General features: G+C 59.1%; 25 protein-coding genes and 1 tRNA gene. 3 read left to right on the top strand and 23 right to left on the bottom strand.

The annotated features are described in order from the left end of the window. Nucleotides 1-185 precede the first annotated feature (185 nt). Nucleotides 186-1,304, top strand: a complete 1,119-nt coding sequence (locus AABE20_RS07690; protein ID WP_338332528.1) for an AI-2E family transporter — start codon at nucleotides 186-188, stop codon at nucleotides 1,302-1,304. A gap of 62 nt (nucleotides 1,305-1,366) precedes the next feature. Here AABE20_RS07690 and AABE20_RS07685 read toward each other — a convergent pair. The 7 genes from AABE20_RS07685 to AABE20_RS07655 form a co-directional block, all read right to left on the bottom strand. Further along, nucleotides 1,367-1,440 (bottom strand) — tRNA-Pro (locus AABE20_RS07685). Nucleotides 1,441-1,518: 78 nt separating this feature from the next. Beyond that, nucleotides 1,519-2,118, bottom strand: coding sequence for a MerR family transcriptional regulator (locus AABE20_RS07680; protein ID WP_408740781.1), 600 nt, complete (start codon nucleotides 2,116-2,118; stop codon nucleotides 1,519-1,521). Further along, nucleotides 2,108-2,431, bottom strand: a complete 324-nt coding sequence (locus AABE20_RS07675; protein ID WP_488473544.1) for an integration host factor subunit alpha — start codon at nucleotides 2,429-2,431, stop codon at nucleotides 2,108-2,110. The genes AABE20_RS07680 and AABE20_RS07675 overlap by 11 nt, the downstream gene beginning before the upstream one ends. Before the next feature lie 67 nt (nucleotides 2,432-2,498). Continuing rightward, nucleotides 2,499-3,467 (bottom strand): beta-ketoacyl-ACP synthase III, encoded by a 969-nt coding sequence (locus AABE20_RS07670; RefSeq protein WP_338332527.1) that lies wholly within the window; start codon nucleotides 3,465-3,467, stop codon nucleotides 2,499-2,501. Between the two features lie 74 nt (nucleotides 3,468-3,541). Next, the gene (gene plsX, locus AABE20_RS07665; RefSeq protein WP_338332526.1) at nucleotides 3,542-4,648 is read right to left on the bottom strand and encodes a phosphate acyltransferase PlsX; all 1,107 of its coding nucleotides are present in this window, start codon (nucleotides 4,646-4,648) and stop codon (nucleotides 3,542-3,544) included. 85 nt (nucleotides 4,649-4,733) lie between these two features. Continuing rightward, on the bottom strand, nucleotides 4,734-4,937 hold the full coding sequence (gene rpmF / locus AABE20_RS07660) for a 50S ribosomal protein L32 (protein ID WP_048852785.1): 204 nt from the start codon (nucleotides 4,935-4,937) through the stop codon (nucleotides 4,734-4,736). 170 nt (nucleotides 4,938-5,107) lie between these two features. After that, nucleotides 5,108-5,662, bottom strand: coding sequence for a DUF177 domain-containing protein (locus tag AABE20_RS07655; protein ID WP_338332525.1), 555 nt, complete (start codon nucleotides 5,660-5,662; stop codon nucleotides 5,108-5,110). 255 nt (nucleotides 5,663-5,917) lie between these two features. Here AABE20_RS07655 and AABE20_RS07650 point away from each other — a divergent pair, with 255 nt between their 5' ends. Next, nucleotides 5,918-6,478 (top strand): outer membrane protein assembly factor BamE, encoded by a 561-nt coding sequence (locus AABE20_RS07650; protein WP_338332524.1) that lies wholly within the window; start codon nucleotides 5,918-5,920, stop codon nucleotides 6,476-6,478. Nucleotides 6,479-6,506: 28 nt separating this feature from the next. On the opposite strand, the gene AABE20_RS07645 is transcribed toward AABE20_RS07650, so the two are convergent. Genes AABE20_RS07645 through def form a run of 5 tightly spaced genes read right to left on the bottom strand, consistent with a single transcriptional unit; the run spans nucleotide 6,507 to nucleotide 10,341 of the window. Then, on the bottom strand, nucleotides 6,507-7,892 hold the full coding sequence (locus AABE20_RS07645; RefSeq protein WP_338332523.1) for an ATP-binding protein: 1,386 nt from the start codon (nucleotides 7,890-7,892) through the stop codon (nucleotides 6,507-6,509). Nucleotides 7,893-7,897: 5 nt separating this feature from the next. Beyond that, entirely contained in the window at nucleotides 7,898-8,620 is a 723-nt protein-coding gene (locus AABE20_RS07640; RefSeq protein ID WP_338332522.1) for a response regulator, read from the bottom strand. A gap of 1 nt (nucleotide 8,621) precedes the next feature. After that, nucleotides 8,622-9,134, bottom strand: a complete 513-nt coding sequence (locus tag AABE20_RS07635; protein WP_338332623.1) for a MarR family winged helix-turn-helix transcriptional regulator — start codon at nucleotides 9,132-9,134, stop codon at nucleotides 8,622-8,624. Between the two features lie 14 nt (nucleotides 9,135-9,148). Next, nucleotides 9,149-9,814, bottom strand: coding sequence for a rpsU-divergently transcribed protein (locus AABE20_RS07630; protein WP_338332521.1), 666 nt, complete (start codon nucleotides 9,812-9,814; stop codon nucleotides 9,149-9,151). Continuing rightward, the gene (def, locus tag AABE20_RS07625) at nucleotides 9,811-10,341 is read right to left on the bottom strand and encodes a peptide deformylase (protein ID WP_338332520.1); all 531 of its coding nucleotides are present in this window, start codon (nucleotides 10,339-10,341) and stop codon (nucleotides 9,811-9,813) included. Before def ends, AABE20_RS07630 begins: the two co-directional genes overlap by 4 nt. A gap of 213 nt (nucleotides 10,342-10,554) precedes the next feature. Between def and rpsU the strand changes: the two genes are divergently transcribed. Beyond that, nucleotides 10,555-10,758: a 30S ribosomal protein S21 gene (gene rpsU, locus AABE20_RS07620; protein ID WP_003623949.1), complete on the top strand. Its 204-nt coding sequence runs from the start codon at nucleotides 10,555-10,557 to the stop codon at nucleotides 10,756-10,758. A 173-nt stretch (nucleotides 10,759-10,931) separates the two neighbouring features. On the opposite strand, the gene leuB is transcribed toward rpsU, so the two are convergent. The 11 genes from leuB to AABE20_RS07565 form a co-directional block, all read right to left on the bottom strand. Next, nucleotides 10,932-12,056: a 3-isopropylmalate dehydrogenase gene (leuB, locus tag AABE20_RS07615; protein ID WP_338332519.1), complete on the bottom strand. Its 1,125-nt coding sequence runs from the start codon at nucleotides 12,054-12,056 to the stop codon at nucleotides 10,932-10,934. 23 nt (nucleotides 12,057-12,079) lie between these two features. After that, nucleotides 12,080-12,703: a 3-isopropylmalate dehydratase small subunit gene (gene leuD, locus AABE20_RS07610; RefSeq protein WP_338332518.1), complete on the bottom strand. Its 624-nt coding sequence runs from the start codon at nucleotides 12,701-12,703 to the stop codon at nucleotides 12,080-12,082. Next, a complete protein-coding gene (gene leuC / locus AABE20_RS07605; RefSeq protein ID WP_338332517.1) occupies nucleotides 12,703-14,106 on the bottom strand; it encodes a 3-isopropylmalate dehydratase large subunit in 1,404 nt (467 codons plus the stop codon). Before leuC ends, leuD begins: the two co-directional genes overlap by 1 nt. 148 nt (nucleotides 14,107-14,254) lie before the next feature. Next, entirely contained in the window at nucleotides 14,255-14,641 is a 387-nt protein-coding gene (gene rplS, locus AABE20_RS07600) for a 50S ribosomal protein L19 (protein WP_048852794.1), read from the bottom strand. Between the two features lie 13 nt (nucleotides 14,642-14,654). Then, complete coding sequence (trmD, locus tag AABE20_RS07595) at nucleotides 14,655-15,404, bottom strand: tRNA (guanosine(37)-N1)-methyltransferase TrmD (RefSeq protein WP_338332516.1); 750 nt, start codon at nucleotides 15,402-15,404, stop codon at nucleotides 14,655-14,657. Then, complete coding sequence (rimM, locus tag AABE20_RS07590; protein ID WP_338332515.1) at nucleotides 15,401-15,940, bottom strand: ribosome maturation factor RimM; 540 nt, start codon at nucleotides 15,938-15,940, stop codon at nucleotides 15,401-15,403. Before rimM ends, trmD begins: the two co-directional genes overlap by 4 nt. A gap of 17 nt (nucleotides 15,941-15,957) precedes the next feature. Next, nucleotides 15,958-16,308 (bottom strand): 30S ribosomal protein S16, encoded by a 351-nt coding sequence (gene rpsP, locus AABE20_RS07585; protein WP_165990771.1) that lies wholly within the window; start codon nucleotides 16,306-16,308, stop codon nucleotides 15,958-15,960. A 58-nt stretch (nucleotides 16,309-16,366) separates the two neighbouring features. Continuing rightward, the gene (ffh, locus tag AABE20_RS07580) at nucleotides 16,367-17,767 is read right to left on the bottom strand and encodes a signal recognition particle protein (RefSeq protein WP_338332622.1); all 1,401 of its coding nucleotides are present in this window, start codon (nucleotides 17,765-17,767) and stop codon (nucleotides 16,367-16,369) included. A 116-nt stretch (nucleotides 17,768-17,883) separates the two neighbouring features. Then, entirely contained in the window at nucleotides 17,884-18,411 is a 528-nt protein-coding gene (locus AABE20_RS07575; RefSeq protein ID WP_338332514.1) for a Spy/CpxP family protein refolding chaperone, read from the bottom strand. A gap of 122 nt (nucleotides 18,412-18,533) precedes the next feature. After that, nucleotides 18,534-19,265 (bottom strand): ATP12 family protein, encoded by a 732-nt coding sequence (locus AABE20_RS07570; RefSeq protein ID WP_338332513.1) that lies wholly within the window; start codon nucleotides 19,263-19,265, stop codon nucleotides 18,534-18,536. A 17-nt stretch (nucleotides 19,266-19,282) separates the two neighbouring features. Continuing rightward, nucleotides 19,283-21,430 carry an AsmA family protein gene (locus tag AABE20_RS07565; protein WP_338332621.1) on the bottom strand — a complete coding sequence of 716 codons (2,148 nt, stop codon included), beginning with the start codon at nucleotides 21,428-21,430 and terminating at the stop codon, nucleotides 19,283-19,285. Nucleotides 21,431-21,464 lie beyond the last annotated feature (34 nt).

Raw genomic sequence — 21,464 nt, 5'->3', positions numbered from 1 at the left:
ATGTGCAGGCAAGCAGCGGAACACTAGAGATAAATTCAGAAAAAGATACTGGCAATCCATGCCCGGCGGAACTGCGCCAGACCGCATACCACGGCATATGCTATATTATTCACCCACAACACAGTATGCTGCGTGCAAGACCTAAAGAGCGCTCTTTACAAAACCATTGGAAAGACACATCGCGCATGCCTAATACGCCTCCATCTTCGTTAGTGCCCGCCCACCAGCGTTGCGGCCTTATCAAGGCCAGCCAGCGCTCAAAGCGGGGACAGGAAATGGCGCGCAGTCTTCTTGCGCTCTTTATTGTGGCAGTTGCACTTTACACCGTGCAGGGCTTTCTGCCCGCTCTGGCATGGGGCGGAGTTTTTGCCATTGCCACATGGCCGCTCTACAGCCGGGCATGCCGTACGTGGCCAAATGCCGCACGCGGCACACTGCTCCCCCTGCTGTTTACAGCGGTCATGGCGCTGCTTTTTGTTATTCCCCTAACCCTTTTAACGCTCGAAGCCATTGGGGAGGCCCAGAGCGCGCTGGAATGGCTGGACCATGCCCGCAAATTTGGCCTGCCCGTGCCTGATGTTATCCAGCACTTGCCAATAGGCGCCACAAGTATTGCGCATTTATGGGAGACACACCTGTCCAACCCGCGCGATGTCTCGGGCCTGCTGGGGGCGTTGGATAGCAAGGGCGTTATGGTCACACGGGCGCTGGGTAGCCAGATCGCGCACCGGGGTACACTCTTCTGCTTTTCCATTCTCACACTGTTTTTTCTGTATAAAGACGGTGTTTCCGTTATTCGCCAATGCCGCGTTGCCTCCTGCCGCGCTTTTGGCCGCAGAGGCGAAAGTATTGCCCGCCAGATTGTGGCCTCCATTCACGGTTCCGTGCAGGGGCTTGTTCTGGTGGGGATTGGTGAGGGCGTCTTAATGGGCATTGTCTATCTTTTTGCCCATGCACCACACCCAGCCCTGTTTGGCGTTATTACGGCTGTGGCCGCCATGATCCCTTTTTGCGCCATGATCGCGATTGGTCTGGTTTCGCTTCTGATCCTGATCTCGGGCGCGTCTGTGGCCGCCATTGTCACATTCTGCATTGGGGCAACGGTTATTTTTGTAGCAGACCACTTTGTGCGGCCCACCCTGATAGGCGGCACAACAAAACTGCCGTTCCTGTGGGTGCTGCTTGGCATTTTAGGTGGTGCGGAAATGTGGGGACTCATTGGCCTGTTTATTGGCCCGGCCGCAATGGCTGCACTCAACCTGATTTGGCGGCGCTGGGCATACGGCAATAATGCAGAAGTCTGAAAAGACTTTTGCATTTCCCCCCGAGGGTGGGGTTATTTAGCATTTTCATTTTGGAAAAAATATCGGGCAGGCGGGATTCGAACCCACGACCCCCAGTCCCCCAGACTGATGCGCTACCAGACTGCGCTACTGCCCGTTAAGTGTGGGTGCTGTTTAGCAATACCCCATGAAGAGCACAACCCACTCCACCCATTTTTTTTAACTTTTTTATCAATCAGGCCAAAATCTTGCGACGAATAGCCTCAAGCTCCACCAACACATCGGCCAGATCGGAACGCAGGCGCACATTCTGCCCCATAACCTGCACCAACGCCTGTTCCAAACCGGCTTCAACCGCTGCTGGCAACTGAGCCGCCACGGCTTCCACCTGCTGGTAGTCCGCCAGAACCGGCACCTCATCGCTCTCAGCCACAACAGCCGGTTCGTCGGTCACACTCTTTTCTTCAGGAGCCGCATGAGCCTCAGGCTGGAGGGGAGACTCCTGCTCCGCCTGCCCTTCCTGCAACAGGCGCTGTACACCTTTTACGGTATAACCCTGAGTATATAGCAGGTCCGCAATCCGGCTGAGCAGCACAAGATCGTCCGGCCGGTAGTACCGCCGACCACCCCCTCGTTTTAAGGGGCGGACCTGATGGAACTGTGTTTCCCACAAACGCAGGGTATGCTGGGGTACATGCAGTTCGTCCGCGACTTCGCTAATGGTCCGGAATGCATGGGGGCCTTTTTCAATCCCACCCCACTCCATAACATCCGCCCCTGTGTCCAGCGTATCGTGCGTGAACTCATTGGGGGGGAATGTGCCATCAATCGTCATACTCGACTCCCGGCTCTGTCTCCTCATGGTTGACTTCGGCCCTCAGCAACTGGCTGGAACGAAACACCAGAACGGAGCGGGGAAGAATAGGCACTTCTTCCCCTGTTTTGGGGTTGCGCCCGCAGCGCTGCCCCTTTTTACGGACAGAGAACGTGCCAAAACCGCTGATTTTGACACTTTCGCCCCGTTCAAGCGCCTGCATGACCGTCTCCAGAACATCTTCTAGGAGCACAGACGACTCTTTACGAGACAACCCTACCTGCTGATAGATCTGCTCTATCAAAGATGCACGTGTGACAGTTTCCATGTGCAGAAAGGTAACACGCCTGTGCGGCGCGTCAATTCATTCACAATGATGTCACTTGTCTGTTATCGCCTGATTACAGGCGAACCAGCACCGAACCCCATGTCAGACCGCCACCCAGTGCTTCCATCAGCACGAGTTCGCCTTTCTGAATCCGCCCGTCCCGCACGGCTTCATCCAGTGCAAGCGGAATGGAGGCTGCGGACGTATTGGCATGGCGGTCAACCGTCACAACCACACGTTCGGCTGGAAGCGCCAGCTTTTTAGCGACACCTTCAATAATCCGGATATTGGCCTGATGCGGCACAAGCCAGTCCACATCCGCGTAGCTCAGGCCCTCGGCATTCAAAGCTTCATCAACGGAGGAGGAAAGCTTGGCAACCGCGTGGCGGAACACATCGCGCCCGCTCATTTTCAGGTGACCACTTTTATCTGGCTGGCCAACTGCGCCATCCACGTACAACAGATCCCCCGTTGTGCCATCGGAATGCAGATGGGTGGACAAAATACCGCGCTTGTCGGATTCGTCCTGCGTTGCGCTAAGCACAACAGCACCGGCGCCATCACCAAACAAAACGCATGTGCCCCGGTCTTCCCAGTCCACAATGCGGGAATACACTTCGCTCCCTATAACCAGAGCGTTGCGCACCTGCCCGGACCGAATAAAGGAATCCGCGGTAGCCAGAGCAAAAATAAAGCCAGAACAGGCCGCTGCAATATCAAACCCAAAACCGTGGGTCATACCCAATGCGGCCTGAATCCGAACTGCGGTTGCGGGAAAGGCCTGATCGGGGGTGGATGTTGCAACCAGAACAACATCAATATCGCTCGCACTCAGGCCTGCATAATCCAGTGCTCTGCGGGCGGCCTGCGCCCCCATACTGGTTGCGCTGTCTTCCGGGCCAGCAATGTGGCGGCGGGTAATGCCTGTGCGGGTTCTAATCCAGTCATCCGATGTTGCAAGCCGGGTCGCCAGCTCTTCGTTCGTGACAACTCTTTCTGGCAGAAATCCGCCAAAACCCACCAGTAGCGAACGTTTCGCCATGACCGTTCTTTCATTATCCGCCAGCGCAGGCCGCACAGGAGCTTGCGCACGCAATACATTCGCCCCCGTATTATTCAGGACACCGGGAGGGCTGGTTCACATTCCTCATCCACCTGCGGGCGCATTAACAACGCCCCCATATGAGAAAGGCGCTCACGAATGCTTTCGTTAAAACCATGCGTGACCATGTCCATGGCCACATCGACTGCGGCGGCAAACCCCTCGGCGTCCGTGCCGCCATGGGATTTGACCACCACACCGTTCAGGCCCACAAAAACAGCGCCATTGTAACGGCGGGGGTCCAGCCATTCCTTCATCCGCTCCAGTCCGGGACGGACAAGCAGATAACCAAGGCGGGAGATAATCCCACGCTGGAAAACCTGACGCAAAAGGGTTGTGGCCATTTTGAGCACACCCTCGCCGGTTTTAAGAGCGACATTTCCGGTAAACCCGTCAGTTACAACCACGTCTGTGGTGCCTGCGGTAATATCATGCCCTTCCACAAAACCATGGAACTGGGCCGCAAGAGGACTTTCGCGCAGGGTTTCAGCCGCCACGCGCAGTTTTTCGTCCCCTTTGAGTTCTTCCGCGCCAATGTTGAGCAGTCCGATAGTTGGAGCAGGCAGCCCCAGAACGGACTTGGCAAAGGCTTCGCCCATAACGGCGAATTCGACCAGATTGCGCCAGTCGCACGCAACATTGGCACCCAGGTCGAGCATAACCACATCGCCCTTGATCGTAGGGCTAATGGCCGCCATGGCCGGGCGGGAAATACCCGGCAATGTTTTGACCACAATTTTGGCCAGCGCCAGCATGGCGCCACTGTTACCGGCAGACACAACCCCTTGGGCGCGTCCACTGGCTACGGCGTCCATGGCAAGTCGCATGGAGGACTGACGCATCCGCAGAGCGGATGTTGGCTTCATGTCCATCGAGACAGACACATCCGTATGCCACACCGTGCATATGGACGCAGCCTTGGGATACTTCGCCAGCAAAGGCAGCAGGCGCGCTTCATCCCCGATCAGAAGCACCTTGATATTGCGGTGCCGTTCGGCGGCAACGGCAAGCCCGGCAACAACCACTTCTGGAGCCCCATCGCCCCCCATTCCGTCCACGGCGAGATTGAACACCTCGTTAGGGTCGGAAGGAAAACTTTCTGGAATCTCAGTCTTGCTCATGCCTGCTTCTCTGCCATGCCGCAGATGCCTTACCCCCATTACCCCGCGCACTACGGATGCAGCACGCGTTCTCGCACCTGAAAAATCAGGCGCGGACGGCGACCTTGAGTGCCTTGCCTGCGGCAATCACTTCACGACCATCGTAATGACCGCAATGACTGCAGACATTGTGAGGACGCTTCAGTTCGCCACAGTTGGAGCATTCAGCATGAGCTTCTGCACGCAGAGCTTCATGGCTGCGACGCATGCCACGACGTGAAGGCGAGGTTTTCTTTTTGGGTACAGCCATAAGCCCAGCCCCTTCTCATAAAAATGGTTTGAACAACACGCCCGGTCACGCGTTAACGCAGCCAGACGACATAACAGGTTTAACACCAGCACTGAGCCGCGGCCTCTAGCAGACAGCAAGCGTTTTCGCAAGCAATCCTAAAAGAAAACCCCACACCCACACTTGGGCAATTACGCGTTTCCACCCCGCCAGCGGGCCAGACCAGCAAACGGACTGGCCTTTTTCTCTGGCTCTTCCTCAAGACCGCGCTGTTCCACCTCATCCTCATCCATGATCAGACCGGGAGGGAGAGCAACATCAGGCGCATGCGGATAAGGCTCCAGATCCAGTGCAAACTGTTCAACCACAGCCTCGCCCAGATCAACGTCCTGACCCTCATACGGAATTTCATCAATCGCGTCCATATCGGGCGCGTCGGCTTCCACAAACTGGCTGGCAGGAACAAAGCGGACAACAAACGATCCCGCCATCATATCCTCAAACGCCTCCATGCTCACAACACAGGTCTGCGTAAAGCGGACAGCCATAGCGCCTTCGGCCGTAACAACACCGCGTCCATCGTCCTTGAGCCGGTAGCGGCAGCGCAGCATGGCCACATCTTGCAGGCCCAGCCGTCTGGCCACTTTTTTACATTCGTCCGGCGTGGCTTCCACAGTCATATCCGTTCCCAGTATTCCGATTCGGCGCACGGCCAGAGGGCGAAAAAATTCTGGCTTTTCGGTCATGGAAGTCTCCTGAAGTAACGCTGAAACAAGCAGGCGGGACACGCTCGGGACAAAGCTTTTGGTCACCGCATGAACAATCTACCACACAAGCTGAACTTTATGGAGTAATGACAATGCAGGAAGCGCACAAAGCGTGCTCTTTTTGCCATTCAGCAATTGACGCCCCGCGAGTGTTGGGGCATCGGACAGAAATGGCCGTTGCCAGTTGGATGACGATCATGGATCACAATCTTACGTTTGGGACACCCTGACCAGATGACGCCGCCACGCAAGACCAAGACATCGCGCCTTAAAAGTGCCTGCGGGGCACTCGCCACGGTTCTTGTATTGTCTGGCTGTCAGGTTTTTGGCCCTACCCCCATGCCCAGAGGCTCCATTCTTGAGCCGGAAGAATACAGCCAGCTCGAACCGGGCTCCAGCACCCGTGCGGATGCCATTGACCTTATGGGGTCCCCCACCACCAAGGGCGCGTTTGACGATAACGTCTGGATTTATATTTCCATGACCACCCATCTGGTGCCCATGGATTTTCCCGGCGTGATCAAGCAGGACCTTGTTGTGCTCAAGTTCAACAGTGCTGGCACGCTGGAAAGCATGCGTACGCTCAACATCAAGGATGCCAAGCACGTTGCCATGATCAACGAGATCACGCCAACGCCAGGCACCAAGATCAATGCGTTGCAGCAGATTCTGGGGAATGTGGGCCGCTACAACCCCATGCAGAACATGATGGGTTCCGGGGCTGCTGGTGGGCAGGGCGGGATGTTCAACAACAGCTCCGGCCCCGGTCACTTCGGGTCGGGTAACTCCCTGTAAAACAGCGTAGCCGGGTACGCTGGCAGCCCTAGTTGGGCAGATACAGCCTGACCCGCAACCCGCCTTCAGGCGCATTTTCCAACGCCATTTCGCCCCCATGTGCGCGAATAATGTCGCGCGCAATGGTCAGCCCCAGCCCCGTACCGCCGCCCTGCCCGCTTTCAAACGCACGCAGAACATGCGCCCGGCGGTCTGGCGGAATGCCCGGTCCATCATCATCCACCAAAATGCTCACCCCCCCGGCAACGCGGCGCGCACTGAGCACAACGCTTGCGCCATGCCTGCGGGCATTATCGAACAGATTACCCAATGTGCGGCGCATGGCATCTGGCCGCATATGCGCCTGTAGTTCTGGCTCCACCACCAGTGCGCGAACATGCACACCGGCACGCCGCGCCGCAGCCACCACATCTTCCAGAAAGGGCAGCATTTCCACCTGCTGCACACTCTCCGACCCTTCCCCCCGCGCAAACGAGAGGTAGCTGTCGATCATGTGTTCCATCTCGGCAATATCACCGACCATCTCGTCCAGATCTTCGGTCATGCTTTTGGCGCATATAACCCCTTCACGCGGCATCATGGCCAAGGAAAGGCGCAGGCGGGTCAGCGGCGTACGCAGATCATGCGAAACACCGGCCAGAACGCCCGTACGTTGCGCCACAAAGCGGGTTATCCGGTCCTGCATGCGGTTGAAGGCCACGGCCGCCTTACGCACTTCCTGCGCGCCTGCGGGGCGTATGGGGCCAATATCGCGCCCCATGCCAAACTGCTCCGCCGCCTGAGCCAACTGGCGGATAGCCCGCACCTGATTGCGCATGAACAACCCTGCGATAATGAACAAAAGCAGGGTGCTCCCCACGGTCCATGCAACAAACAGCCAGATCTGCCCCATATCCAGCCGTTTTCTGGGCGCATCAATTTCCAGCACGCCATCGGGGAGTTGGATGTAAATGCGCACTGTGTGATGAAAGTGCCGCCATTTGACAAAAAACGGGTAATCAATAGCCTCGCGCAGCGCATGCACAAGGTCATCATCCATAGGCCCCAGAACATGGGTGGAGCCAACGCGGGCGAGTTTTTCCCCCGGTCGCCAGATTTCTATAAGCTGAAGCTGCTCACGCGCCTGTGCAATAAACCACTCCTTGTCCGCCGGGTTTTTCAGCCGTTCCAGCGCATTAAGGGACAGAACAATTTCCGCCGTAACAGACCCTGTAAGCCGCCGGGACACCACTTTGAGGAAATTGCCGTAATACAGTTCAAGCGCGATTCCCTGCGTAATCAGCAGTGGAAAGAGCACAATCAGCAAGGACCGTCCCAGCAGGGAGCGGGGCAGCACACGCCTGACCGATTTTTCCATCTTGAGTGAGGTCCACCCCCCACGCGGAAAAAGACGGAACCCCTTACGCCCGGCCATACGCCTTACAGACCCGGCTTGAGCACGTACCCTCGGCCCCGCACCGTATGCAAAAAGCGCGGCTCACGCGGGTCTGGCTCTATGCAGCGGCGCAGGCGCGTGACCTGCACATCCACCGCACGCTCGCCAATTTCGGTCATGTCCATAGCCTTGGCAATATCTTCGCGCGTGAATGTCTCGTTGGGTCTGCGGGCCAGAACGCACAGGAGGGCAGCCTCCCCCCCGGTCAGGTGGATGTTGCCGTCCGGTCCACTCAGCAGCAGCCTGACCGGATCGAACTCCTTATCCCCCAGCCTGACAATCCGCAGGTTATCTGTTGGCGGCGGGGGCTGGTGCCGCCTGAGATGCGCCTTAAGCCGCAACAACAGTTCTCGCGGTTCAAACGGTTTGCCCAGATAATCGTCCGCCCCTGCTTCCAGCCCGGTAATACGGTCTTCAGGCTCGCCGCGCGCGGTCAGGAGCAGAATGGGCAGGTCCTGCCCTGCATCACGCAGGGCGCGGGTCAGTTCCAGCCCGTTCTCACCGGGCATGGTCACATCCAGCACCAGGGCGTCAGGCTGAATCCCTTCAAGCGTATGCCGTGCCTCGGCCGCATTGGCCGCAACGCTTACGCGGAACCCGTGCTCAAACAGGTAACGTTGCAACAGGCGGCGCAGGCGTGGGTCGTCATCCACCACCATAACATGGGACGCCACATCCCCTTCGGTGGTTGTTATCTGCTCTGCCATGTTAACGCCCTTCCCTGCGGCCTGCGCTCTCTTCTGTGAGCAAGGCGCGACTATGCTCGGACAGCATACCACTTATAACACGCCGGAAACCTTCCACAGCCGCCCCCCCGGCCTCCCGGTAGGCAGCAACCAGCCTTTGGCGGATAACCGCAAAAAGCCGGGCCTCCGCCGCTTTGCCCGTTGGGCTTAAAAACAGCAGCTTCTGCCGTCTGTCCTGCCGTCCGGTCCGGCTTTCCAGATAGGCCCGGCTGTCCAGTTCGTGCAATGTGCGGCCCAGACTCTGCTTGGTCACACCCAGAATGTCCTGCAACCGGCTGACAGGAATACCGGGGCTAAAGGCCAGAACCTGCAACACACGGTAATGCGCACGGCCCAGACCATCTTCCTCCAGCACGGGGGCTACGGCCTCGGCCATATCCCGCGCGGCTAAAAACATGAGTGTTTGCGCCAGCCGCAGACTTTCCTCGCGCAAAAACAGCAGATCGGAGCCTGCGCGCTCATGGGGCGGAGGCATGGCCATCCGCGCGCCTATCCTTCAGCGGGGGCAGATGTGGCAACGGATGCGCCAAAACGGGCCTTAAGGCGGCCTATGCGCAGCACATCGGCCAGCCGCCGGTCAACAAATGCCTCCAATCCGGCCTGATCTCCCCCCCGACTGAGCCAATACAGAAAGACCGAAGCATACACCGCCCCCAGACTCAGCCTTTTGCTGACATAGGTCAGACCCGTCGCATCATCCTGCGCGGCCTGCCATATGGCGTTGACCGTACGCACCCAAGCGCGCCTGAACGCTTTTTGCCCCTTGCAGGACAAAAAAACTTTCATGCTCCGCAAGGCGGCGGCTCGCCTTGGTTCATCAACTGGCAAGCGAAGCAGAATAGCCTGCCGCACCCGCTGGCTCAGCCTTGGTTCGAGCGTGTCCCGCATGGCGTCCACCATGGTGCGGTCACACAGGTCGGACCATGCTTCCACCAGTTCCACCACCCCTGCGGGAAAAAGGAGGTCCGCATTCGGCCCCGCCACGGATCTGAGTGTTGCCATGCTCCACCCACACTCCCCCGCAACGGCGGCCAGCTTGCGCAGGGCATCATCCCGGTCCGTATCGCGCTCCATGGGGGCGGGCATAACACCTGCTGCCAGCGTTGCCACAGCCAGAGAGAGGGCCTGTTCCATTTTACCCGGCAGCATGCTCATGCTTTTACCCCATACCGTGTTATTTCCGCCTCAAAACCAAAGCGGGCCATATCCGTCATACGCATGGGATAGAGGATTCCGTCCAGATGATCCATTTCATGCTGCATAACATTGGCGCAAAACCCCGAGGCCACGCCTTCCACCCGCGCGCCGTGCTCATTCCATCCACTATAGCGCACGCGGCGATAACGCGGCACCTCCCCCCGAAAACCGGGAATGGACAGGCAGCCTTCCAGACGTTGCATCATATCCGGGCCATCTGGCTCTAATATGGGGTTAATCAGGGCCTGCACGGGGCGGGGCGGATCATCCTCGCCCTCGCTGCGTGTTGGCGGCACCGAGTAGAGAAACAGCCTGAGAGGCACATGCACCTGCGGCGCCGCCAGACCCACGCCGCCACTCTGGGTCAGGGTTTCTCGCATGTTCTGCAACAGATCCCTGATCTGGGGCGCGTTTACATCCTCCACCTCAACCGCACGTTGCAGCAGAACCGGGTGGCCCATACGGGCAATGGCTAGAACCGACATGCTTTTGTTGTCCTGTTTTTTGCACATCCACAATAAAACACTCGGAAGTGCGGGTCTGATACGCAAGAACGAATTGTATCTTGTCTTAAGGCCGTGTTATAGAGACCGCCAACAGTGGAATCGGCAGCCCGGAAGGGTAACGCGGATCTCCTTCCTTAATGGCTTCCCAAAAACCGGTTTACCGGATTTTTCTGAACAGGGGTTAGTGACCAAGTGCACGTTCTAGTCCGTGACAACAATGTCGATCAGGCTCTTAAAGCGCTCAAGAAAAAAATGCAGCGCGAAGGCATCTTCCGTGAAATGAAACTGCGTCGGCACTTTGAAAAGCCGTCCGAACGCAAAGCGCGTGAAGCGGCAGAAGCCGTACGTCGCGCACGCAAAATGGAACGGAAGCGTCTGGAACGCGAAGGCTTCTAAGCCAGCCTCCTCCTGTTTTGCAGGCATAAAAGGTCGGTTGCCTTTGGGTACCGGCCTTTTTGTTTGTCTTGATAACCCGGTGCGAAAGCCCCCCGTTTCCACCGGATTATCAGGCACAAAAAAAGCCGCCTCACATTTACGTGGGCGGCTTTTTTGTTGTGTCTGTGCAGGCTTTAGCTGTTCTGGAGCTTGTCCAGTTCGCGCACAATGGCCTCGCCCATAACAGACGTACCAACGCGGGCCATGCCTTCGGCCATAATGTCTGCCGTGCGCAGGCCACTGGCCAACACGTTGGAGACGGCCTGTTCGATCATATCCGCTTCCGCCTGCAGGTTCAGCGAATAACGCAGCAGCATGGCAAAGGAGAGGATCTGGGCGATCGGGTTGGCAATGCCCTGCCCGGCAATGTCTGGCGCGCTGCCATGAATAGGCTCGTACAGTGCAGGACGGCGGCCATCGGCCTGTTCCGCACCCAGCGTGGCAGAGGGGAGCATGCCAAGGCTGCCCGTCAGCATGGAAGCAAGGTCGGACAGAATATCGCCAAACAGGTTGCCTGTTACCAGCACGTCAAACTGGCGCGGGTTCCGCACCAACTGCATGGCGCAGTTATCGGCCAGCATGTGGGACAGTTCGACATCGGGGAACTCGCGGGCGTGCACATCGGTCACGACCTCTTTCCACAGCAACCCGCTTTCCATCACGTTGCATTTTTCCACCGAACACACGCGGTTATCGCGCTTGCGGGCCAGATCGAACGCAACGCGGGCTACGCGCTGGATTTCCGATGTGGTGTACACTTCGGTGTTAATGCCGCGCTTGGAGCCATCGGGCAGGGTTTCAATCCCGCGCGGGTCGCCAAAGTAAATGCCGCCCACCGTCTCACGCACGATCATGATATCCAGACCACGCACAACATCAGGCTTGAGGGTGCTGCTATCCACCAGTGCGTCAAACACCTTGGCGGGGCGCAGGTTGGCGAACAGCCCCAGTTCCTGACGCAGCTTGAGAATGGCAACCTCGGGGCGCTTGTCAAAGCTGACATGGCCCCATTTGGGGTCCCCCACAGAACCAAACAGAACGGCATCGGCCGCCCATGCTTTCTCAATCACCTCATCCCGGATCGGCACGCCATATTCCGCCAAGGATGCGCCACCCACCAGATCTTCGGTCAGTTCAAATGTCAGGCCGCGCTTTTTTTCCAGCCATGCAATAATACGGCCGACTTCACGCACAACTTCCGGGCCAATGCCATCTCCGGGCAGGACAAGGAGTTTAACGGGCTGCTTGGGGTCTGTCATGGCGGTGCTCCGTATGGGTCTGTTCAATCAAAATGAATGGTGGGCAGCCAGGATTTGGCCTGATCCTGCCGTTTTTCATACGTTGTAATCGTGGCTTCGTGCTGAAGGGTCTGGCCGATATCATCCAGCCCTTCGAGCAGCAGATGCTTGCGGAACGCATCAATCTCGAACGGCACTTCCTCCCCATTGGGGCGCACAACAACCTGACGCGGCAGGTCCACCGTCAGGCGGGCATTGCTCCCCATCTGGGCGTCACCCATCAGTTCATCACAGATCTCACGCGGGAGGCGGATAGGCAGGATGCCGTTCTTGAAGCAGTTGTTAAAGAAAATATCGGCGAAAGACGGCGCAATCACGCAGCGGATACCAAAATCCAGCAAGGCCCAGGGCGCATGCTCGCGCGAGGAGCCACACCCCAGATTGTCGTACGTGACCAGAATTTCAGCTTTGCGCCAAGGCTGCCGGTTCAGCACAAAATCCGGGTTTTCCGTACCATCTGGCAGGTAACGCATGGCATCAAACGCATGCTTGCCAAGACCTGTGCGCTGCGTGGTTTTCAAAAACCGTGCCGGAATGATCTTGTCCGTATCAATATTGGCCTCTGGCAGGGCCGCAGCAATAGCGGATAGCGTGACGAACTTTTCCATTATGCCAGTTCCCTCACATCGGTCAGGCACCCCGTAACGGCCGCTGCGGCCGCCATGGCGGGGGAGAGCAGATGCGTGCGCCCACCCGGCCCCTGCCGCCCTTCAAAATTACGGTTGGAGGTGGATGCGCAGCGCTGGCCGGGGGTCAGCCGGTCGGGGTTCATGCCCAGACACATGGAGCACCCGGCTTCGCGCCATTCAAACCCTGCATCCAGAAAAATACGGTCCAGCCCTTCTTCCTCCGCCTGACGTTTGACGTTGCCTGAGCCGGGCACAATCATGGCGCGCACGCCGGGAGCCACCTTGCGGCCTGCAGCAATCTGGGCCGCCATACGCAGGTCTTCAATCCGGCTGTTGGTGCACGAACCAATGAACACCACATCCACGGGTGTTCCGGCAATTTTCTGCCCGGCTGTAAGCCCCATGTAATCCAGCATACGCTGCATCTGGACCTTTACGGCCTCGTCCGTCTGCTGTGCGGGGTCTGGCACGGTATCGGTAATGGCCAGAACTGTTTCAGGGCTGGTGCCCCATGTTAGCGTTGGGCCAATATCTTCAGCACGCAGCGTAACTTCGCGGTCAAAATGCGCGCCTTCGTCTGTGGCAAGGCTTTTCCAGTATGCCACGGCCTGATCAAACCCCTCGCCCTTGGGGGCAAACGGGCGATTGCGGACATACTCGAACGTGGTTTCATCCGGGGCGACCAGCCCCGCACGGGCACCGGCCTCGATCGCCATGTTGCAGATGGTCATACGGCCAGCCATGTCCAACCCACGAATGGCCGAACCGGCAAACTCGATCACATGGCCTGTGCCACCGGCAGTGCCAATATGGCCGATAATGGCAAGCATGATATCCTTGGCGGAAACACCAGCACCGGGCGTTCCTTCCACGTTCACACGCATGTTTTTGGCAGGGCGTTGCAGAATGGTCTGCGTGGCCATGACATGCTCGACCTCGGACGTGCCAATACCAAACGCCAACGACCCCAGCGCGCCATGCGTGGAGGTATGCGAGTCACCACACACAATGGTCATACCCGGCAGGGAAATGCCCTGTTCCGGCCCAACCACATGCACAATACCCTGATTGGCCGACAGCAGCGGAAAATAGGGAACGCCAAATTCCTTGACGTTGCGTTCCAGCGTTTCGATCTGGTTGCGGCTATCCGCTTCCTCAATCGGCAGGCTCCGGTCGGATGTGGGCACGTTATGGTCCACAACGGCCACGGTCCTGTCCGGGTGGCGCAGTTTGCGCCCGGCCAGACGCAGGCCTTCAAACGCCTGCGGACTGGTCACCTCGTGTACGAGGTGGCGGTCGATATAAAGAATGGAGGTGCCGTCCGGAAGGGTTTCCACGACATGATCGTCCCAGATCTTGTCGAACAACGTACGCGCAGCCATGCGCATCCTCCTTAAACTTTATATCCGTGCGAACAGCATTGAGTCCCCGCTGCCCACACCCTGTTTTATCACAAAGACCCGACTGGCCGGGGGCCAGTCGGGTTCACACAAGCCATGCCTGGCGTCGTGCCCAAAAGCCCTGTGGCTTTTAGCCTGCTGCTGCCGGAGCAGCAACTTCACGCGGGCGTTCTGCAATACGTGCAGACTTACCGCTACGACCACGCAGGTAGTACAGCTTTGCGCGACGCACTTTACCACGACGCACGACCTTGATTTCGGCCACGGTCGGAGCATACAGCGGGAACACACGTTCCACGCCTTCACCGTTGGAGATTTTACGCACGGTAAAGTTGCTGTTCAGGCCCTTGTTGGAGCGGGCGATCACAACGCCTTCAAATGCCTGAAGACGAACGCGTTCGCCTTCCTTGACCTGCACGGAAACACGCACGGTGTCACCGGCATCAAATACGGGCACTGCGCGTGCGGCTGTCAGACGTTCAATTTCTGCAGCTTCGTACTGCTGGATAATGTTCATGTCGGTATCCTTCTCAAACCCCTAGGTCTGCCTGTGCGGCCCCGCCCACAGCTGCAGTCCTGTTTCCATTTTTGCGAGCCAGCCAGGCAGACCACAGATCCGGCCTTCTTTCCCGCGTTGTCTCTTCAGCCTTTGCCTGCCGCCATTGTGCTATGGCGGCATGGTTACCCGAAAGCAGAACTTCGGGCACCTCATGCCCCTCCCACACAGCCGGACGGGTATAATGCGGATATTCAAGCAGCCCATCGGAAAAACTTTCCTCCACGCCGCTCAATTCACTCCCCATGACACCGGGGAGCAGACGAACACACGCATCCAGCAGAACCAGAGCCGCAGTCTCTCCACCTGAAAGGACATAATCCCCAATGGAAACCTGCTCGACACCCCGCGCCTGCAAAAAGCGTTCGTCCACCCCTTCAAACCGGCCACATAGCAGCATAACACCCGGCCCTGCGGCGTAACGCCGCACATCAGCCTGTGTAAGCGGACGCCCCCGTGGTGTAAGGTACACACACGGTATGTTGGCCTCCGCGGCTGTTGCGGCAAGGGCCGCATCTGCCACGTCCGGGCGGATAACCATGCCAGCGCCCCCGCCAAACGGCGTATCATCAACAGCCCGATGGCGGCCCAGACCGTGCTCCCGCAGGTCTTCGGCACGGCATTCCCACACTCCGTTCTCCAGCGCACGCCCTGCAAGGGACTGCCCCAAAGGCCCGGGAAACATTTCCGGGAAGAGTGTGACAACGGTGGCTTTCCAGCTCATGCTGGCCCCCCCGTCTGCCGCTTACCAACGCCACGCCCTTCTTCCCCCGAGACTTCCTCGGGGCGAACAACGGTTATGGTCCGCTCGTCCAGCTTTACTTCCGGCACGCAGGCCTTTGTAAAGGGAACCAGTGAGCCATCGCCCAGTTCAAGGCTGGCGCCAGCACCGTAATCGTGCACCATGATGACACGCCCCAGAGAAAGACCTTTTTCGAACGCTTCCATACCGATCAGATCGGCATGGTAGAATTCTTCTTCCTCTGGCTCCGGCAGGCTGGAGCGCGGCACATACAGGCGGGTGTTCACCAACGCCTGTGCCGCAGTCCGGTCCGCCAGAGGCTTGCCATTTGCGTCTTTAATCTCGGCAACGCCATCCGCACCGCACCAACGCAGGGACCATTGACGCCCCTGCGCGTCCTGCAGAACCGCGTAATCCTCCAGCGTTGCGGCATCCGCCGCATAGGAATGCACGCGCACAAGGCCGCGCACTCCATGCGGTTTACCCACAACACCAATCAGGATCAGGTCAGGCTGCATGGCTGGCTCGGCTTAACTCAGGCTGCGGCTTCTGCTGCTTTAGCGGCAGCGGCTGCACGTTCCTGCGCCTTCTTCTTCGGAGCAGACTGCTTGGGCTGCTCGTTAAAGCTCGGCTTGGCGATCAGACCGGCGTTGCCAAGGAAGCGGGCAACACGATCGGTCGGCTGCGCACCCTGAGAAAGCCAGTGCGTGATCCGTTCGCTGACCAGACGCACGCGTTCAGCGTGATCGGACGGCAGCATGGGGTTATAGGCCCCCACTTTTTCAATAAAACGGCCATCGCGCGGGCTGCGGCTGTCTGCCACAACAATGTGGTAGTAAGGACGCTTCTTGGCACCAGCGCGGGCAAGACGAATTTTAACACTCATTCGGAATACTCCAGACCGAAAAACAAAACCCGGAAAACTTAGGCAGAAACAGGCCGCATTAGCGGAAGGGAGAACCACCGGGGCCACCCGGCGGACCTCCACCCATTCCCTTAGGCATGAGCGCAGACATTCCCTGGCGCATGAGACCTTTCACGCCCAGTTTGTTAAAACGCTTCATCATGGTGGACATCATGTCGAACTGCTTGAGCAGTTTGTTGATGTCCTGAACTGTTGTTCCCGACCCTGCGGCAATACGTTTTTTGCGCGAGGCCTTGATAATCCCCGGCGCACGGCGTTCGCCACGGGTCATGGAACCGATAATGGCCAGATGCTTCTTGAGGACGGACGTATCAAGGTCCTTGTCCCCCAGTGCTTCCTTGACCTTACCCATACCCGGCAACATTCCCAGAATACCGGAAATGGAACCAAGCTTGTTGATCTGGCGGATCTGGGATGCGTAGTCATCCAGATCGAACTTGCCAGCCATCATGCGTTGGGCCAGACGCTCGCCTTCCTCGTGGTCAAGCGTATCGGCTGCTTTTTCCACAAGGCCTGCAATATCGCCCAGACCCAGAATACGGCCCGCCACACGCTCGGGATGGAACTCATCCAGCGCGTCCAGCTTTTCGCCCGAGCCGGTCAGCTTGATGGGCGCGCCGGTAATGGCCTTCATGGACAGGGCCGCACCACCGCGCGCATCACCATCCATACGGGTCATGACAACACCGGTCACACCCACGGCCTCGTTAAACGCCTTGGCGGTGTTGACCGCGTCCTGCCCGGTCATGGCATCCACAACCAGCAGCGTTTCCGCCGGGTGTGTAGCATCCCTGATCTGGCGGACTTCCTCCATCAGCGCTTCGTCAATGGAGAGACGACCCGCTGTATCGAGGATGACGACGTCATACCCTTCCTTGCGACCAACATCGAGCGCACGGTGGGCAATTTCCACCGGCGTCTGCCCTGCAATAATGGGCAGGGAGGTCACACCCGCCTGCACGGCCAACTGGGCCAACTGCAACTGGGCCGCAGGGCGCTGCGTATCGAGGGAGGCCAGCAGCACCTTTTTACGCTCACGCGTTGCAAGGCGCAGGGCCAGCTTGCCCGATGTGGTGGTTTTACCAGACCCCTGAAGCCCGACCATAAGCACGGGTACAGGGGGAGCCGCGTTCAGGTTAAGGGGGGCAACGCCTGCGCCGCCGAGTGCATCGATCAGCGCATCGTTAACAATTTTCGCGACCGCCTGACCGGGAGAGATGCTTTCCAGCACCTCCTGACCAACCGCGCGTTCCTTAACCTTGTTAACAAAGTCCTTAACAACGGGCAGTGCGACGTCCGCATCCAGCATGGCCAGACGGACTTCGCGCATGGCCTCCATCACATCGGCTTCAGACAGCGCGCCACGTTTGGCGAGACCATCAAAAACCCCGGAAAGCTTGCCTGAAAGAGCTTCGAACAAGTGCAACACACCCCATAACGAGACGCGCCACTGCGCGAACACTCGCGGAGTGGCGGTCCTGATTTGTAGCAGGGCTTACGGTACGACCGGGCCCTGAGTCAAGGAACTTCTGGTTTTTACTTCTTCTGGCTGTCCGAGGACACCTGCTGGGCGGGATGCTGCAACGCGCTCAGCTCGTTCAGCAGTTCATGAATGCGCTTCTGCCGCTGCCGCATCTGGGCAAGCTGGTCGGTGGTCAGCACGTCATGAATGCGGCTGGCGGTCTGGAGGTGCCTTGCCTCACGCTCCGCGCGCAATGTGGCCATTTTCTGCTGCACCTGCGCAATCTGGTCCTGATCAAGCGGACCCGGAGCACTCAGCAGGTCTTCGATCTGGGCATGGAGGTTTTCAAATTCCTCCTGCGTGTCCTGCGCCTGGTCCTGATCATGCGCTTCCTTGAGGATAGTGGCAATCTGGTTGCGCTGCTTGCGGGTCAGGTCCAGCCCGTCCAGCGCATTACCTGCCGGACCACCAAAAGTGGAGCCAGCCCCCATGCCGCCACCCCAGCCACCGGGGCCACCCGGCCCCGCCGCCTGAGCGGACAGACCAGAGAGAGAAAGTCCCGCGACCACTGCCGCAGCCAATATGCCATTGCTGATCTTCATGACCTGATTACTCTCCTGCAAAAAACGATACCGCTGTTTGATGTGACCAGAAAAACAACAAAACTCCAAGTGCGCAAACACCCCCACCACCCCTGCACGCAGGGCATTGGCTGGGCGGACACTCAGGTTTGATGCATTAACGCTTCAAACCGGGCGGCTGTTTCCAGCTCCATCTGCATCCGCGCAATGCGGTCCGTGACCTCGGTATCCTGCCCCCAGACCGCCATCTGCTCGCGCTCGTCCACTGTGGCGCAGGCAACCAGTTCCTCCACCGCAGCACCACCAAGCAGCGCCAGACCCAGCACCAGACTCCCCAGTGCAGGCACCGCAACCCCCAGCACGGCCAGTTGGGCGTTGGTCATGCCCTCCATAACGCTTTGCAGGGCAGACAGGTCCTGAGCGGACTGGCAGATGGGCATAACCCCAAGCGTGGTCCGGAAGCGCACCCCGTAGGTTGTGCCAAGCCATGCCAGCCACGGGTCCCACAAGGTCGCCTGCTGGCGCGCCAGCCTGCCTCCCGCGCCATCGCGGTAGCAGACCAGATCGCTGTTGGCGTAGGCTAACAGGCTTGCCACCACACCATCCCGCGCTTGCGGAATACGCTCAAGCATGGACCCGGCAATACCGGTCAGGGGCAGGTCGTCGGGGGCAAAGTACCCATCCGCAGTCTGCCCCGCGGCCTGCCATTCCGCCACCAGCGCTTCAGCCAACGCGCGGGATGGCACGCACAGGGCGGTCTTGCCCGGCAGGCGCACGCTGCGCCCATCCAGTTGCACGGCAAACCCACCTTCATGCGCGACAAGTTCAACCTGCTTCCAAAAACGCTTGCGCCCCGGCGGAGTGCGCTGGGGCACGCCTGTTCCATTTTCGCTCACCGGAACAACCCCAGACCGTGCAGCATGTTCATAATTTTTTGCTCCTTGCTGGCTTTTTTGGTCACTGTGGTCGGGCTTGGGCCATCGGCTCCCTCACGCGCAGTGGCAAGAAGTGCCGCACAGGACGACCCTTCGTCCCCTCCGCCGCCAATGGTAATGCCAACGCGCCCGTCATCCGCGGCCGCCATACCCACCTGCGGGCTGTTCCACGGACCCGTCACACGCAGGGAGGACGAGGCAGAAGCCCCACCCAGCAGCACTTGCGGCGCAAGCTGCATGTTCAGCTCATGCGTGGCCAGCGTGACCGTTCCCTGCCCGCGCAGATGCAAAAAGTCGCTCTCCAGCCCTACCTGATCAATATGGGCCACACCATCGGCAAACTGTGTGTGTATCCCAAAGCAGCGGATGGGCATTTGCCCCTTAACCGGCACCTGCGGCCCCAGCAGACGGCGAATGAGAGACCCTCCCACGCTGCCATCCACAACAGACGCACCAAGGTGCCCGGCCAAGGATGCACTGCGCGCCTGTGCGCTATCGCCCTGTGTGGAGAGTGCCCCCACAAGCTGGACCGTACCCTGCATATCCGGTGCTACGTGCATCCATGCCTGCACCACCGCCAAGGGCAGGAACACGGAGCGGGCCGAGGCTTCGACCTGTGGCTGCGCGCCGGACAGGTCATACACAAACCGCGCCGCCTGCTGCTGGCCATTCCCCACGGCATGGATGGGGTCCAACGCCAGACGGGCATTGGCAAGAGCAACGTGGGTCTGCACCTGCGACCAGGCCACACCCTGCCAGCTTATGGCCTGCACCTGCACGTCCGCCGCAAGGGTCAGGCCATGCAGCACATCGGCCACGGTATGGTTTTTGTACAGAAGCTGCGTTTTATCGCTCTCAACATGGCCTGCAACCGTAAGCCCGGTCGCATCTGGCCATTGTGCGCCAAAGCTCAGATGATCCAGCTTGCCCTGCACATCCAGCGCGGAATGGGCCGCACTGAGTGCCCCCTTAACCTGCACGGACGAATTGCCCTGCGTAACAGCAAGGTCAACCGGGGCTTCGGTCTGTTCCTGCATAAGCGCAAGCTGGCCCAAGGTGGCAGCCGAGCCGTTCATGCTGACGGGCTGGTCCCCCATCTGCCCATCCACATGCAGGCTCAGCGGGTCTGCTGGTGTGGGGGCGTCCACCACAACGCGGGTCAGGGCGGCCTGCGGCAGCCAGCGGGCCAGATCCACACGGCCCGTACGCACATGCAGGCTTTGCACCTGCGGAGCATCCCCACTCCCCCCCACGCTCAGATCGACCGAGAGATTCTGCCCATCGGGCAGGTCGGCATGGGGGAAAAAGACGTTCAGGTCCTGCAACTGCCCGACCGAACCACCCAGATGCAGGTCATACTGCCGTTCGGCCTGTGGCGCGTTGATCACGCCATCCACATGGGCAAGACCTATGGAATGTCCGCCATTATTCAGGCTCAGCCGCAACTGCAGGGGCAGTTGCGCGCCAAGGGGCCAGAACGGACCTGTCTGCCCGGTCAGGCTGAAGCTGGCCGGGCCTTTCTGGCCCTGTATGTCCAGATTGGGGGCGGTGCCGTCCAGCCCGTGGACTGCCGCCTTGGCCAGAGCAAATGTGCCGGAGTAATGGGTTAGCGCATCATCCCACACCACGTTGGCCTGTAGGACCGTCAGGTCCGACACGCCCACATTCCAGTGCATGCGTGCGGCGGCGGGCGCATTGGCCTCCGCTGCCGGGGTGGGTGGGGTCAGCAGCCAGTCGGCCCGGCCATCGCTCAGGCGGCGCAGGGTTATCTGGGGGGCAATCACGCTCACATCACGAAAAGCAATGCGGTGGGAGAACAGCGGCATAATGGAAAGGCGCGCGCGCACCTGCCTGACCGCCAGCGCGTCCGGCCCACCATCTTCCACACCAGAGAGGCGCACATCCTGCGCCTCCACCCATGGGAAGGGCAGCACCCACACATGCAGCGTGCCAATGCTCAGGCGCCGCCCCGTGCTTTGTTCCACAGCATCACTCAGCCGGGTTTTCAGCCACGTTGCGTCCTGCGTTGCGGAAAAAATTGTCCCGCCACCCGCGACCACAGCCACAACACCCGCAAGCAGGCCAATTTTCCACTTCAACTGCATCTTCACGTTCTCTCCCGCGCGAGGTCCGTTACCG

The organism is Acetobacter zythi, from assembly GCF_963921165.1.
Classification (GTDB): Bacteria; Pseudomonadota; Alphaproteobacteria; order Acetobacterales; family Acetobacteraceae; genus Acetobacter.
Note: the sequence above shows the minus strand (reverse complement) of the source record. Positions and strands in the feature narration are given on the sequence as shown.

What these genes read in the sequence shown, in the direction of transcription:
- AABE20_RS07640 (WP_338332522.1), bottom strand. Translation starts at nt 8,620, where the DNA reads ATGGCAGAGCAGATAACAACCACCGAAGGGGATGTGGCGTCCCATGTT.
- rimM (WP_338332515.1), bottom strand. Translation starts at nt 15,940, where the DNA reads ATGCAGCCTGACCTGATCCTGATTGGTGTTGTGGGTAAACCGCATGGA.
- AABE20_RS07680 (WP_408740781.1), bottom strand. Translation starts at nt 2,118, where the DNA reads ATGACGATTGATGGCACATTCCCCCCCAATGAGTTCACGCACGATACG.
- AABE20_RS07575 (WP_338332514.1), bottom strand. Translation starts at nt 18,411, where the DNA reads ATGAAGATCAGCAATGGCATATTGGCTGCGGCAGTGGTCGCGGGACTT.
- trmD (WP_338332516.1), bottom strand. Translation starts at nt 15,404, where the DNA reads ATGAGCTGGAAAGCCACCGTTGTCACACTCTTCCCGGAAATGTTTCCC.
- plsX (WP_338332526.1), bottom strand. Translation starts at nt 4,648, where the DNA reads ATGAGCAAGACTGAGATTCCAGAAAGTTTTCCTTCCGACCCTAACGAG.
- rplS (WP_048852794.1), bottom strand. Translation starts at nt 14,641, where the DNA reads ATGAACATTATCCAGCAGTACGAAGCTGCAGAAATTGAACGTCTGACA.
- rpsP (WP_165990771.1), bottom strand. Translation starts at nt 16,308, where the DNA reads ATGAGTGTTAAAATTCGTCTTGCCCGCGCTGGTGCCAAGAAGCGTCCT.
- leuC (WP_338332517.1), bottom strand. Translation starts at nt 14,106, where the DNA reads ATGGCTGCGCGTACGTTGTTCGACAAGATCTGGGACGATCATGTCGTG.
- AABE20_RS07655 (WP_338332525.1), bottom strand. Translation starts at nt 5,662, where the DNA reads ATGACCGAAAAGCCAGAATTTTTTCGCCCTCTGGCCGTGCGCCGAATC.
- AABE20_RS07565 (WP_338332621.1), bottom strand. Translation starts at nt 21,430, where the DNA reads ATGCAGTTGAAGTGGAAAATTGGCCTGCTTGCGGGTGTTGTGGCTGTG.
- AABE20_RS07650 (WP_338332524.1), top strand. Translation starts at nt 5,918, where the DNA reads ATGACGCCGCCACGCAAGACCAAGACATCGCGCCTTAAAAGTGCCTGC.
- def (WP_338332520.1), bottom strand. Translation starts at nt 10,341, where the DNA reads ATGTCGGTTCTAGCCATTGCCCGTATGGGCCACCCGGTTCTGCTGCAA.
- AABE20_RS07645 (WP_338332523.1), bottom strand. Translation starts at nt 7,892, where the DNA reads ATGGCCGGGCGTAAGGGGTTCCGTCTTTTTCCGCGTGGGGGGTGGACC.
- rpmF (WP_048852785.1), bottom strand. Translation starts at nt 4,937, where the DNA reads ATGGCTGTACCCAAAAAGAAAACCTCGCCTTCACGTCGTGGCATGCGT.
- AABE20_RS07670 (WP_338332527.1), bottom strand. Translation starts at nt 3,467, where the DNA reads ATGGCGAAACGTTCGCTACTGGTGGGTTTTGGCGGATTTCTGCCAGAA.
- AABE20_RS07690 (WP_338332528.1), top strand. Translation starts at nt 186, where the DNA reads ATGCCTAATACGCCTCCATCTTCGTTAGTGCCCGCCCACCAGCGTTGC.
- leuD (WP_338332518.1), bottom strand. Translation starts at nt 12,703, where the DNA reads ATGGAAAAGTTCGTCACGCTATCCGCTATTGCTGCGGCCCTGCCAGAG.
- AABE20_RS07630 (WP_338332521.1), bottom strand. Translation starts at nt 9,814, where the DNA reads ATGAGCATGCTGCCGGGTAAAATGGAACAGGCCCTCTCTCTGGCTGTG.
- AABE20_RS07635 (WP_338332623.1), bottom strand. Translation starts at nt 9,134, where the DNA reads ATGCCTCCGCCCCATGAGCGCGCAGGCTCCGATCTGCTGTTTTTGCGC.
- leuB (WP_338332519.1), bottom strand. Translation starts at nt 12,056, where the DNA reads ATGACAGACCCCAAGCAGCCCGTTAAACTCCTTGTCCTGCCCGGAGAT.